A 12,871-nucleotide genomic window follows, 5' to 3' on the forward strand; every position below is an offset into this window, starting at 1 on the left:
GCTTCCAGGGCTCGCGCAGCCATCGGGTCTCAGTCGGTGAACACTCGGGTCGTCCTACCCGCCGTGATTCGGAGATCGTATGCAATATTCCTTCACCGAGAAGAAGCGTATTCGCAAGAGTTTCGCGAAACGCCCCATCGTTCACCAAGTTCCTTTCCTGCTGGCTACCCAGCTTGAATCATTCAGCACGTTTCTGCAAGCAGAAACGGCGACCGCACAACGCAAACCGGAAGGTCTGCAGGCTGCGTTTACGTCCGTTTTTCCTATTGTTTCCCATAACGGCTTTGCTCGTCTAGAGTTCGTGAGCTACATGCTCTCGCCGCCGGCATTCAACATCAAGGAATGCCAGCAGCGGGGCCTGACGTACTGCTCGGCGCTGCGCGCCAAGGTCCGTCTCGTGCTGCTCGACAAGGAATCGCCGAGCAAGCCGGTCGTGAAGGAAGTGAAGGAGCAGGAAGTGTACATGGGTGAAATTCCGCTCATGACGCCGACGGGCTCGTTCGTCATCAACGGCACCGAGCGTGTCATCGTCTCGCAGCTGCACCGCTCGCCTGGCGTGTTCTTCGAGCACGACAAGGGCAAGACGCACAGCTCGGGCAAGCTGCTCTTTTCGGCACGTATCATTCCTTACCGCGGTTCGTGGCTCGACTTCGAGTTCGACCCGAAGGACGTGCTGTACTTCCGCGTCGACCGTCGCCGCAAGATGCCGGTCACGATCCTGCTGAAGGCCATCGGCCTCACGCCGGAACAGATCCTCGCGAACTTCTTCGTGTTCGACAACTTCTCGCTGATGCCGGAAGGCGCGCAGATGGAGTTCGTGCCGGAGCGTTTGCGTGGTGAAGTCGCGCGCTTCGACATTAGCGATCGCGAAGGCAAGGTCATTGTCCAGAAGGACAAGCGGATCAACGCGAAGCACATCCGCGACCTCGAAAACGCGAAGACCACGTTTATTTCGGTTCCCGAAGATTATCTGCTCGGCCGCGTGCTCGCGAAGAACGTTGTCGACGGCGACACGGGCGAAGTCATCGCGAACGCGAACGACGAAGTCACAGAAAGCGTGCTCGACAAGCTGCGCGAGGCGAAGATCAAGGACATCCAGACGCTCTATACGAACGATCTGGACCAGGGTCCGTACATCTCCTCGACGCTGCGTATCGACGAAACCGCCGACAAGATGGCCGCGCGCATCGCGATCTACCGCATGATGCGTCCGGGCGAGCCGCCGACCGAAGAAGCGGTCGAGGCGCTGTTCAACCGCCTGTTCTACAGCGAAGAAGCGTACGACCTCTCGAAGGTGGGTCGTATGAAGTTCAACCGCCGCGTGGGCCGTGACGAAATCGTCGGCCCGATGACGCTGCAGGACGACGACATCCTCGCGACCATCAAGATCCTCGTCGAGCTGCGCAACGGCAAGGGCGAAGTGGACGACATCGACCACTTGGGCAACCGTCGCGTGCGTTGCGTGGGCGAACTCGCGGAGAACCAGTTCCGCGCGGGTCTCGTGCGCGTCGAACGTGCAGTCAAGGAACGCCTCGGCCAGGCCGAAAGCGAAAACCTGATGCCGCACGACCTGATTAACTCGAAGCCGATTTCGTCGGCGATTCGCGAGTTCTTCGGTTCGTCGCAGCTTTCGCAGTTCATGGACCAGACCAACCCGCTCTCGGAAATCACGCACAAGCGCCGTGTTTCCGCACTGGGCCCGGGCGGTCTGACGCGTGAGCGCGCAGGCTTTGAAGTCCGCGACGTGCACCCGACCCACTACGGCCGTGTGTGCCCGATCGAGACGCCGGAAGGTCCGAACATTGGTCTGATCAACTCGCTCGCGCTGTATGCGCACCTGAACGAATACGGCTTCCTCGAAACGCCGTATCGCAAGGTCGTGGACAGCAAGGTGACCGACCAGATCGACTACCTGTCGGCGATCGAAGAAGGCCGTTACGTGATCGCTCAGGCGAACGCGGCGGTGGCCGACGACGGCACGCTGACCGACGAACTCGTGTCGTCGCGTGAAGCCGGCGAAACGCTGATGGTCACGCCGGACCGCATCCAGTACATGGACGTGGCGCCGTCGCAGATCGTCTCGGTGGCTGCATCGCTGATCCCGTTCCTCGAGCACGACGACGCGAACCGTGCACTGATGGGCTCGAACATGCAGCGTCAGGCCGTGCCTTGCCTGCGTCCGGAAAAGCCGGTCGTCGGTACGGGTATCGAGCGCACCGTTGCGGTCGACTCGGGTACGACGGTTCAGGCGCTGCGTGGCGGCGTGGTCGACTACGTCGACGCAGGCCGTATCGTGATTCGCGTGAACGACGATGAAGCTGTCGCCGGTGAAGTTGGCGTGGACATCTACAACCTCATCAAGTACACGCGTTCGAACCAGAACACGAACATCAACCAGCGTCCGATCGTGAAGATGGGCGACAAGGTTGCGCGCGGCGACGTGCTGGCTGACGGCGCATCGACCGATCTGGGCGAGCTCGCGCTCGGCCAGAACATGCTGATCGCGTTCATGCCGTGGAACGGCTACAACTTCGAAGACTCGATCCTGATCTCGGAGAAGGTGGTTGCCGACGATCGCTACACGTCGATCCACATCGAAGAACTGAATGTCGTTGCTCGCGACACGAAGCTCGGACCGGAAGAAATCACGCGCGACATCTCGAACCTCGCGGAAGTGCAACTTGGCCGTCTCGACGAGTCGGGCATCGTGTACATCGGCGCGGAAGTCGAAGCGGGCGACGTGCTCGTGGGCAAGGTCACGCCGAAGGGCGAAACCCAGCTCACGCCGGAAGAAAAGCTGCTGCGCGCGATCTTCGGCGAGAAGGCTTCGGACGTGAAGGACACGTCGCTGCGCGTGCCCTCGGGCATGAGCGGCACGGTCATCGACGTGCAGGTGTTCACGCGCGAAGGCATCACGCGTGACAAGCGTGCACAGCAGATCATCGACGATGAACTGAAGCGCTATCGCCTCGACCTGAACGACCAGCTGCGCATCGTGGAAGGCGACGCGTTCCAGCGTCTCGCCCGCATGCTCGACGGCAAGGTCGCCAACGGCGGTCCGAAGAAGCTCGCGAAGGGCACGAAGATCGACCAGGCTTACCTGGAAGACCTCGACCACTACCACTGGTTCGACATCCGCCTTGCGGACGAAGAAGCGGCGGCGCAGCTCGAAGCGATCAAGAACTCGATCGAAGAAAAGCGTCACCAGTTCGATCTCGCGTTCGAAGAGAAGCGCAAGAAGCTCACGCAAGGCGACGAACTGCCGCCGGGCGTGCTGAAGATGGTCAAGGTGTACCTCGCGGTGAAGCGCCGTCTGCAGCCTGGCGACAAGATGGCAGGCCGTCACGGTAACAAGGGTGTCGTGTCGAAGATCGTGCCGATCGAAGACATGCCGTACATGGCCGATGGCCGTCCGGCAGACGTCGTGCTGAACCCGCTGGGCGTGCCGTCGCGGATGAACGTGGGTCAGGTTCTCGAAGTGCACCTCGGTTGGGCCGCGAAGGGTCTGGGCTGGCGTATTGGCGAGATGCTCGCGCGTCAGACGAAGGTTGCGGAGCTGCGTGAGTTCCTCACGAAGATCTACAACGAGTCGGGCCACAAGGAAGACCTCGACAGCTTCAGCGACGACGAGATCCTCGAACTCGCCAGGAACCTGCGCGAAGGCGTGCCGTTCGCGACGCCGGTGTTCGACGGTGCGACCGAAGAGGAAATGGGCAAGATGCTCGATCTGGCGTTCCCGGACGACATCGCGCAGAACCTCGGCATGACGCCGTCGAAGAACCAGGTGCGTCTGTACGACGGCCGCACGGGCGAGATGTTCGAGCGCACCGTGACCGTGGGCTACATGCACTACCTGAAGCTGCACCACCTTGTCGACGACAAGATGCACGCGCGTTCGACGGGTCCGTACTCGCTCGTCACGCAGCAGCCGCTGGGCGGTAAGGCGCAATTCGGTGGTCAGCGCTTCGGTGAAATGGAAGTGTGGGCGCTCGAGGCGTATGGCGCTTCGTACGTGCTGCAGGAAATGTTGACGGTGAAGTCCGATGACGTGACGGGCCGGACGAAGGTGTACGAGAACCTCGTCAAGGGCGACCACGTGATCGACGCGGGCATGCCGGAATCCTTCAATGTGCTGGTGAAGGAAATCCGCTCGCTCGGCATCGACATCGACCTCGACCGCAACTAATCGGACTACGGAGAGAAGGCAATGAAAGCTCTGCTCGATCTATTCAAGCAAGTCCAACAAGAAGAAGTTTTTGACGCGATCAAGATCGGTCTGGCCTCGCCGGACAAGATCCGTTCGTGGTCGTTCGGCGAAGTGAAGAAGCCGGAAACCATCAACTACCGCACGTTCAAGCCGGAGCGGGATGGTCTGTTTTGCGCGAAGATCTTCGGGCCGATCAAGGACTACGAGTGCCTGTGCGGCAAGTACAAGCGCCTGAAGCACCGTGGCGTGATCTGCGAGAAGTGCGGCGTGGAAGTCACGCTGGCGAAGGTGCGCCGCGAACGCATGGGCCACATCGAGCTGGCCTCGCCGGTCGCGCACATCTGGTTCCTGAAGTCGCTGCCGTCGCGTCTGGGCATGGTGCTCGACATGACGCTGCGCGATATCGAGCGCGTGCTGTACTTCGAAGCGTACGTGGTGATCGAACCGGGCATGACGCCGCTGAAGGCGCGTCAGATCATGACCGAAGAGGATTACTACAACAAGGTCGAGGAATACGGCGACGAATTCCGTGCCGAAATGGGCGCGGAAGGCGTGCGTGAACTCCTGCGCGCGATCAACATCGACGAGCAGGTCGAAACGCTGCGCACCGAGCTGAAGAACACCGGCTCGGAAGCGAAGATCAAGAAGTACGCCAAGCGCCTGAAGGTGCTCGAGGCCTTCCAGCGTTCGGGCATCAAGCCCGAATGGATGGTGCTCGAAGTGTTGCCGGTGCTGCCGCCCGAACTGCGTCCGCTCGTGCCGCTGGACGGTGGCCGCTTCGCGACCTCGGACCTGAACGACCTGTATCGCCGCGTCATCAACCGTAACAACCGTCTGAAGCGTCTGCTCGAGCTGAAGGCGCCGGAGATCATCGTCCGCAACGAAAAGCGGATGCTCCAGGAAGCGGTTGACTCGCTGCTCGACAACGGCCGTCGCGGCAAGGCGATGACGGGCGCGAACAAGCGTCCGCTGAAGTCGCTCGCCGACATGATCAAGGGTAAGGGCGGCCGCTTCCGTCAGAACCTGCTGGGCAAGCGCGTAGACTACTCGGGCCGTTCGGTCATCGTGGTGGGGCCGACGCTCAAGCTGCACCAGTGCGGTCTGCCGAAGCTGATGGCGCTCGAACTCTTCAAGCCGTTCATCTTCAACAAGCTGGAAACGATGGGCGTCGCCACGACCATCAAGGCTGCGAAGAAGGAAGTCGAGAACCAGACGCCGGTTGTGTGGGACATTCTGGAAGAGGTGATCCGCGAACATCCGGTCATGCTCAACCGTGCGCCTACGCTGCACCGTCTTGGCATTCAGGCTTTCGAGCCGGTGCTGATCGAAGGTAAGGCAATCCAGCTGCACCCGCTCGTTTGCGCGGCGTTCAACGCCGACTTCGACGGTGACCAGATGGCCGTTCACGTTCCGCTGTCGCTCGAAGCGCAGATGGAAGCGCGCACGCTCATGCTCGCGTCGAACAACGTCCTGTTCCCGGCCAACGGCGATCCGTCGATCGTGCCGTCGCAGGATATCGTGCTGGGCCTGTACTACGCCACGCGTGAAGCGATCAACGGCAAGGGCGAAGGCATGACGTTCACGGGCGTGTCGGAAGTGCTCCGCGCGTACGAGAACAAGGAAGTCGAACTGGCCTCGCGCGTGAACGTGCGTATTACCGAAATGGTCCACAACGAGGACAAGTCGGAAGGCGCACCGGCATTCGTGCCGAAGATCTCGTTGTACGCGACCACGGTTGGCCGCGCGATCCTCTCGGAAATCCTGCCGCCGGGCCTGCCGTTCTCGGTGCTGAACAAGCCGCTGAAGAAGAAAGAAATTTCGCGTCTGATCAACACCGCATTCCGCAAGTGCGGTCTGCGCGAAACGGTGATCTTCGCCGACCAGCTGATGCAGTCGGGCTTCCGCCTGGCTACGCGCGCCGGTATTTCGATCTGCGTGGACGACATGCTCGTGCCGCCGCAGAAGGAAACCATCGTCGGCGAAGCCGCGAAGAAGGTGAAGGAGTACGACCGTCAGTACATGTCGGGTCTCGTCACCGCGCAGGAACGCTACAACAACGTGGTCGACATCTGGTCGAACACGTCGGAAGCGGTCGGCAAGGCGATGATGGAGCAGCTCGCGACCGAACCGGTCATCGACCGTGACGGCAAGGAAACGCGTCAGGAATCGTTCAACTCGATCTACATGATGGCCGACTCGGGCGCGCGGGGTTCCGCGACCCAGATTCGCCAGCTGGCGGGTATGCGCGGCCTGATGGCGAAGCCGGACGGCTCGATTATCGAAACGCCGATTACCGCGAACTTCCGCGAAGGTCTGAACGTGTTGCAGTACTTCATCTCGACCCACGGTGCACGTAAGGGTCTGGCTGATACGGCACTGAAGACCGCGAACTCGGGTTACCTGACGCGTCGTCTCGTCGACGTCACGCAGGATCTCGTGGTCGTCGAGGACGATTGCGGCACGTCGAACGGCGTGGCGATGAAGGCTCTCGTGGAAGGCGGTGAAGTCGTCGAAGCGCTGCGCGACCGTATTCTCGGCCGTGTGGCGGTGGCGGACGTCGTCAATCCTGAAACCCAGGAAACGATCTACGCTTCGGGCGATCTGCTCGACGAAGACGCGGTGGAAACGATCGAAAGCCTCGGCATTGACGAAGTGCGCGTGCGCACGCCGCTCACCTGCGAAACGCGTTATGGCCTGTGCGCCGCGTGCTACGGCCGCGACCTCGGCCGCGGCTCGCGCGTGAACGTCGGCGAAGCCGTCGGCGTGATCGCGGCACAGTCGATCGGCGAACCGGGCACGCAGCTCACGATGCGTACGTTCCACATCGGTGGTGCGGCATCGCGTGCGGCAGTGGCCTCGTCGGTGGAAGCCAAGTCGAACGGTACGCTGCGCTTCACGGCGACGATGCGTTACGTCACGAGCGCGAAGGGCGAGCAGATCGTCATCTCGCGTTCGGGCGAAGCCATCATCGCCGACGATCACGGCCGCGAGCGCGAGCGTCACAAGGTGCCGTACGGCGCGACGCTGCTGCAGCTCGACGGTGCGGCGATCAAGGCCGGCACGCAGCTCGCCACGTGGGATCCGCTCACGCGTCCGATCATCACCGAGTACGGCGGTACGGTGAAGTTCGAGAACGTCGAAGAAGGCGTGACCGTGGCCAAGCAGATCGACGACGTCACGGGTCTGTCGACCCTCGTCGTGATCGACGCGAAGCGCCGCGGCTCGCAGGCGGCGAAGAGCGTGCGTCCGCAGGTCAAGCTGATCGACGCGAACGGCGACGAAGTGAAGATCCCGGGCACGGAGCATTCGGTGCAGATCGGCTTCCAGGTCGGCGCACTGATCACTGTGAAGGACGGTCAGCAGGTTCAGGTGGGTGAAGTGCTCGCACGTATCCCGACTGAAGCGCAGAAGACGCGTGACATTACCGGTGGTCTGCCGCGTGTGGCGGAACTGTTCGAAGCACGCTCGCCGAAGGACGCAGGTATCCTGGCGGAAGTCACGGGCACGACGTCGTTCGGTAAGGACACGAAGGGCAAGCAGCGTCTCGTTATCACGGACCTCGAGGGCAACCAGCACGAGTTCCTGATCGCGAAGGAAAAGCAGGTACTGGTCCACGACGGTCAGGTCGTCAACAAGGGCGAAATGATCGTGGACGGCCCGGCTGATCCGCACGACATTCTGCGTCTGCAGGGTATCGAGGCGCTGTCGCGCTACATCGTGGACGAAGTGCAGGACGTGTACCGTCTGCAGGGCGTGAAGATCAACGACAAGCACATCGAAGTAATCGTGCGTCAGATGCTGCGCCGTGTGCAGATCACCGACAACGGCGATACGCGCTTCATCCCTGGCGAACAAGTCGAGCGTTCGGACATGCTCGACGAGAACGACAAGATGATCGCGGAAGACAAGCGTCCGGCAACGTACGAGAACGTGCTGCTCGGTATCACGAAGGCATCGCTCTCGACCGACTCGTTCATCTCGGCGGCGTCGTTCCAGGAAACGACCCGCGTGCTGACCGAAGCGGCGATCATGGGCAAGCGCGACGATCTGCGTGGCCTGAAGGAAAACGTGATCGTCGGCCGTCTGATTCCGGCTGGTACGGGCCTCGCGTTCCACAAGGCGCGCCGCGCGAAGGAATCGTCGGATCGCGAGCGTTTCGACCAGATCGCAGCGGAAGAAGCGTTCGAGTTCGGTACGCCGGAAACCCCGGCTGCAGAACAGCCGGAGCAGCCGCACACGACGGACGAGTAAGCTTCTGGCGAACATGTTTCGCCATTGGCTGAAAATGTCGGATGAAATCCGCCCGGGTCAACCGGGCGGATTTTTTTTGCCCGCTAGAACCGGGGCGCGACGCCTTGTCATGTTTGCTGTCCCGTCACGCGGATTCCCGGCACGGACGGGCCACCCATGCTAATGTGGCGCCTCGCGCGGCCCGCGCGTCTGTGGGACGGGCTTTGTCGTGTAACTTTCACCCATTCCGGAGGCGTGAATCATGTGGGTTGTTGGCGTTGGTCTGATTTTGAATCTGGTGGCGTCGGTCGGCATCTTCTCGTATTTGCTGCACCACGTCGGCATCCAGCCTGCTGCAGCGTTCTTTGCGATCTTCCTGGTCGTCTGGGCATTCATCATCATCGGATTCATCATGCAGGTCGCAGGAAAGGTGCGGACCGGCGCGCTACTGATTTGCATTGGCTCGCTGGTTTTTGTGCCTGTGGGTTTTGTTGCGATTATTGGCAGCATTCGAGTCGCGCGCAGGCGCGCAGTCTGAGTACATAACTTGCTCTCGATGCCGCGATCGTGTGGCATCGAGTGATTATCCGAATCTGGCGCGTGGTAGATATATCGGCATCCTTAATAAAAGAATGTTTACTACAATGGTTGCCGTCATTTCCGACGTATCTTGTTTCGATAAATATTAAATCGATTTATTCCGGCATCTTTTAATTATTCCCTTTATTTCGTCGTTACGGATTGGTGACTGAAATCGCTTTCTCCTGTCTGAATTACGTGCTCAGATGTACATTAATTTCTGCATTGGTGTGGAGGCATCCGGGGTGTATTCCTAAGTAAGAGCGTGTTCTTTAGGGACAATTTTCTGTTGAGGAAAATCAAGTCACGAGACAAATCGCAGGAAATTTACAATTCCCTATTCTCTTACGAGCATCTAACGACTAAAGTTGCGCAACGCTGTAGTTCACGCCAGATGAAGCGCGCATGCTTCCAGATGGCAGATTTTTGAGCATTGAGCCGGGAAGCGTCCTGCGATAAGAACGCGACAACGACCAAACAATGCTGGCGGTCACTGCAGCCTAAAATCAAATAAAGCGTACGGGGTATATCGTTAGATATGCGAATTGGTATAGACATCGTTGAAACGGGACGAATCGCGCAGGCGATCGAACGCAGCGGCGAAGCATTCGTCGGGCGTTTGATTTCTGCGCAGGAAATGCTCGAGCACGCCGAGCTCGCTAACGTCGAGCGCCTCGCTGGGATTTGGGCTGCCAAGGAGGCTGCAGTGAAAGCCCTCGGAACAGGCTTTCGCAATGGCATCACCTTTCACGATATCAAAATCCTTCACGATCCGCTTGGCAAGCCATATTTCGAATTTTCGGGCGAATTCGACAGGGTAATGCGGCTCGAAAATATGAAGACATCAATTTTGACAATCTCGCATTGCAGATCACATGCAGTCGCGGCGGCTGTGCTCGATTAATAAACCTGCAAAAAATTATGGCCATTTATTCAGAACTTGAAGGTAAGACCGTGGTTGTAACGGGCGCCAGTGGTGACCTCGGTTTGGCGATTTGTCGCAAGTACCTCGCGCTCGGCAGCAATGTGATCGCGCTCTACAACAACACGAAGGCCAGTCTCGACGAACTCGCGGCCGAACCGGCAAGCGCAGGGCGATTGACCATCGCGAAATGCGACGTCGCAAACCGTGACGACGTCGAGCGCTTGCGCGGCGAGCTGGAGCAGCGCCTCGAAGCCATCGACGTTCTCGTCAATAACGCCGGCATCAACAAGGACAACCTGGTTTCCACGATGACGTTCGAGGAGTTCGACGAGGTGGTTCGCGTCAATCTCCATGGAACGTTCAACATGACCCAGGGGATGCTGAGGCTGATGAGGCACGCGACGCAAGCCAGCATCGTGAACGTGACGTCCGTTGCGGGGGTGACGGCGAGCTTCGGGCAGTCCAACTACAGTGCCGCCAAGGCGGGCATTTCCGGCTTCACGCGCTCGATTGCGAAAGAACTCGCATCAAAGGGGATCCGGGTCAATGCCATTGCTCCTGGCATGATCGAATCCCGGATGGTCAAGAAGGTGCCGCGCCACATCGTCCGCACCATTTTCGATGCGATTCCATTGAACCGTTTCGGGCGTCCAGAAGAGATTGCCGAGGTGGTCGCATTTCTCAGTTCCAACGCCGCAAGCTACATCGTCGGGCAGACGCTGGTGGCCGACGGTGGCCTTGTAATGCGCTAATTTGCGGAAATTTTCATGTCTAAACTAGATCGTAGTCTGATGCCCGCGCAGCAGCTGTTTGAGATCGGCGTGTGGCGATCCCCGATATTCATGGTGGACCGTATTGCCGATATCGTGGTCGGCCCCAAGCCGAGCATCACTGCTGTCAAGCACGTCACCTTCAACGAGTCCTATATTGCCGGCCACTTTACCGACAATCCGGTCATGCCCGGCGTGATGATCGCGGAGATCTTTGGTCAGGCAGGCGAATACTGCGCCTTCTTCAACGACGTCTGCGCGGCATACGAGAAGGAGACGGGGCGTGCCGCCAAGCGTTTCGAAGACGTTGCTGAAATAATTAGCACACCAGAAGGTAGGCGCATCATAAAAGAGCAAAAATCCCAGGTGATCGGGTTTCTGGCTGCGCAGAACGTCAAGTTCAAAAGGGTGGTCTATCCGGGGGACACGATCTATGCCGAGTGCCGGCTGGCGTTTACCGATACCCAGGGTTTCAATCATTTCAACGTGGAGGCGCGCGTCGGGCGCCACGTCGTTGTAGAGGGAACCATTATCAATTTCCGGACCTACCGGGACAAGCTCGGTAGCAATGTTGCTGCCGGAATCTCACGATAAAGAGCGAAAAGAAATGACCAATTCAACGATCCTGGACGATGTCGAGCGACGCAAGGCTGTGCTCGAAAAACTCAAGGCGGGGCTGATTCAGCGTCTCAATCTTCCGCAGACCGTCGAGCAGATCGACGACGACACGCCGCTGTTCGGCAGCGGCCTGCGTCTCGACTCGGTCGATGCAACCGAAGTGTTCGTGCTGCTCGACGAATCCTTTGGCATCCGCGTGTCGGAGGGTGACGAGCCTTCCTATCTGCGAAGCATCAATACGCTTGCGTCGTTCATTCTGGAGCGCAGCAAAGACGCACAAGCTAACGCAGCCTGACGAAAGTCCGATCCAAACTCGACACAAAGAGACGAGCAAGCTATGACGAGCCTGAAAGACATGCATATCAGCCACGGCGCAAAGATGGGCGTGCGCAATGGTGTTGAAATCCCGCTGAGCTATGGCGATACCGCGCGCGAAGTCGCTGCCGCCCGCAAGCACATTCTGCTGACCGATTACTCCCATATGGGCATCGCCGAAATCGCCGGCGAGGATGCCTACGAAGTGCTCAATACGATCGTTGGCGGTGACGTCTCCGCGCTGCGCGACGAGCAGGGCATGTACACGGTGATGCTGGACGAGAACGGCAAGATCGTCACCGACGTCTACATCCTGTGCGACGAGGAGCGCTTCATCGTCGTTACGGAATGGCTGACAGGCAATCAACTGCGCGACCTGATGCTGGCCGCTGTCGATCGCTGCAAGGACGAGTTCAGCGAAATCGACGGGGTGAAATCGCTCGATGGCGAACGTGGCGTGCTGCATTTCGAAGGCCCCTACGCGTGGGAGCTGATGGCCGGGATGTTCGGCATGGACGTGATTGGCCTGCCGTTCCATGAATACATGTATGTCGGCGACGATGAAATTCTGTTCCGTGCGGGCAAGCACGGCGAGTTCTCGTACAAGTTCATCCTGCCGACCGAGCGGCTCGTCGATGTGTGGCAACAGGCCGTGGAAGCCGGCAAGAAGTTCGATATGGCTGTTGGCGGCCTCGACTATCAGCGCCATGTGCGGATCGAGAACCCGTGCTGGGATCCCGCGGTGCTCGCCGAATTTTCGCGCTGCCCCGTCGAGCTGCAGATGCAGTGGGCGCTGCGTTACACGAAGGACGATTTCGTCGGCAAGGCCGCGCTCGAACAACGTCTTGCACAGGGGGTGACCCGTCGTGCGGTGGGGTTCGAGCTCCAGGGCGAGCACGCTGCAGCCGCCGCGCAAGGCGACGTCATCTACTGCGGCGATCAGAAGATCGGTGAGGTGATGGTGTGTGGCACGGTCACGGAAGACGGCCGGCATGTGGGCCGCGCGATGTTGAACCAGGCGCTGGCTTATGCGGATATCGGTCCGCTGCGAGTGGTGACGGCGAAGGGCGACGCCGAGCTCAGAACTACCGCGATTCCGTTCCTGCGCAACTTCAGCTTCATGGTCAACCCGTCGGAGCACAGCTACGTCGATCCGGCGAAGCCGAAGCACTTGCTCGAGCAGATCGAGCGCAAGAAGCAGGCCATGGCAGCGGCCAACTAAGCGCC

At 59.7% G+C, this 12,871-nt stretch carries 8 protein-coding genes; all 8 read left to right on the forward strand.

Going from position 1 to position 12,871, the window contains the following annotated elements; translation table 11 throughout:
• Positions 1 to 79: 79 nt before the first annotated feature.
• The 8 genes from rpoB (at position 80) to PWP93_RS14020 (ending at position 12,866) form a co-directional block, all read left to right on the forward strand.
• On the forward strand, positions 80 to 4,186 hold the full coding sequence (gene rpoB / locus PWP93_RS13985; RefSeq protein ID WP_421044870.1) for a DNA-directed RNA polymerase subunit beta: 4,107 nt from the start codon (positions 80 to 82) through the stop codon (positions 4,184 to 4,186).
• 21 nt (positions 4,187 to 4,207) lie between these two features.
• Positions 4,208 to 8,458, forward strand: coding sequence for a DNA-directed RNA polymerase subunit beta' (gene rpoC / locus PWP93_RS13990; RefSeq protein ID WP_421044871.1), 4,251 nt, complete (start codon positions 4,208 to 4,210; stop codon positions 8,456 to 8,458).
• A 241-nt stretch (positions 8,459 to 8,699) separates the two neighbouring features.
• Positions 8,700 to 8,975 (forward strand): hypothetical protein, encoded by a 276-nt coding sequence (locus PWP93_RS13995; RefSeq protein ID WP_421044872.1) that lies wholly within the window; start codon positions 8,700 to 8,702, stop codon positions 8,973 to 8,975.
• A 579-nt stretch (positions 8,976 to 9,554) separates the two neighbouring features.
• The gene (gene acpS / locus PWP93_RS14000; protein ID WP_421044873.1) at positions 9,555 to 9,920 is read left to right on the forward strand and encodes a holo-ACP synthase; all 366 of its coding nucleotides are present in this window, start codon (positions 9,555 to 9,557) and stop codon (positions 9,918 to 9,920) included.
• Positions 9,921 to 9,937: 17 nt separating this feature from the next.
• Positions 9,938 to 10,693: a 3-oxoacyl-ACP reductase FabG gene (gene fabG / locus PWP93_RS14005; RefSeq protein ID WP_421044874.1), complete on the forward strand. Its 756-nt coding sequence runs from the start codon at positions 9,938 to 9,940 to the stop codon at positions 10,691 to 10,693.
• A gap of 15 nt (positions 10,694 to 10,708) precedes the next feature.
• Positions 10,709 to 11,305, forward strand: coding sequence for a 3-hydroxyacyl-ACP dehydratase FabZ family protein (locus PWP93_RS14010; RefSeq protein ID WP_421044875.1), 597 nt, complete (start codon positions 10,709 to 10,711; stop codon positions 11,303 to 11,305).
• Positions 11,306 to 11,318: 13 nt separating this feature from the next.
• Positions 11,319 to 11,624, forward strand: a complete 306-nt coding sequence (locus PWP93_RS14015) for an acyl carrier protein (RefSeq protein ID WP_421044876.1) — start codon at positions 11,319 to 11,321, stop codon at positions 11,622 to 11,624.
• Between the two features lie 42 nt (positions 11,625 to 11,666).
• Positions 11,667 to 12,866 (forward strand): hypothetical protein, encoded by a 1,200-nt coding sequence (locus tag PWP93_RS14020; protein WP_421044877.1) that lies wholly within the window; start codon positions 11,667 to 11,669, stop codon positions 12,864 to 12,866.
• Positions 12,867 to 12,871: the final 5 nt, after the last annotated feature.

Origin of the sequence: Paraburkholderia sp. A1RI-2L (genome assembly GCF_048957375.1) — a bacterium.
Lineage (GTDB): Bacteria > Pseudomonadota > Gammaproteobacteria > Burkholderiales > Burkholderiaceae > Paraburkholderia.

Excerpts from the sequence above, each read along its gene's own strand:
- fabG (WP_421044874.1), top strand. The coding sequence starts at position 9,938 with ATGGCCATTTATTCAGAACTTGAAGGTAAGACCGTGGTTGTAACGGGC.
- acpS (WP_421044873.1), top strand. The coding sequence starts at position 9,555 with ATGCGAATTGGTATAGACATCGTTGAAACGGGACGAATCGCGCAGGCG.
- PWP93_RS14020 (WP_421044877.1), top strand. The coding sequence starts at position 11,667 with ATGACGAGCCTGAAAGACATGCATATCAGCCACGGCGCAAAGATGGGC.
- PWP93_RS14015 (WP_421044876.1), top strand. The coding sequence starts at position 11,319 with ATGACCAATTCAACGATCCTGGACGATGTCGAGCGACGCAAGGCTGTG.
- rpoB (WP_421044870.1), top strand. The coding sequence starts at position 80 with ATGCAATATTCCTTCACCGAGAAGAAGCGTATTCGCAAGAGTTTCGCG.
- PWP93_RS14010 (WP_421044875.1), top strand. The coding sequence starts at position 10,709 with ATGTCTAAACTAGATCGTAGTCTGATGCCCGCGCAGCAGCTGTTTGAG.
- PWP93_RS13995 (WP_421044872.1), top strand. The coding sequence starts at position 8,700 with ATGTGGGTTGTTGGCGTTGGTCTGATTTTGAATCTGGTGGCGTCGGTC.
- rpoC (WP_421044871.1), top strand. The coding sequence starts at position 4,208 with ATGAAAGCTCTGCTCGATCTATTCAAGCAAGTCCAACAAGAAGAAGTT.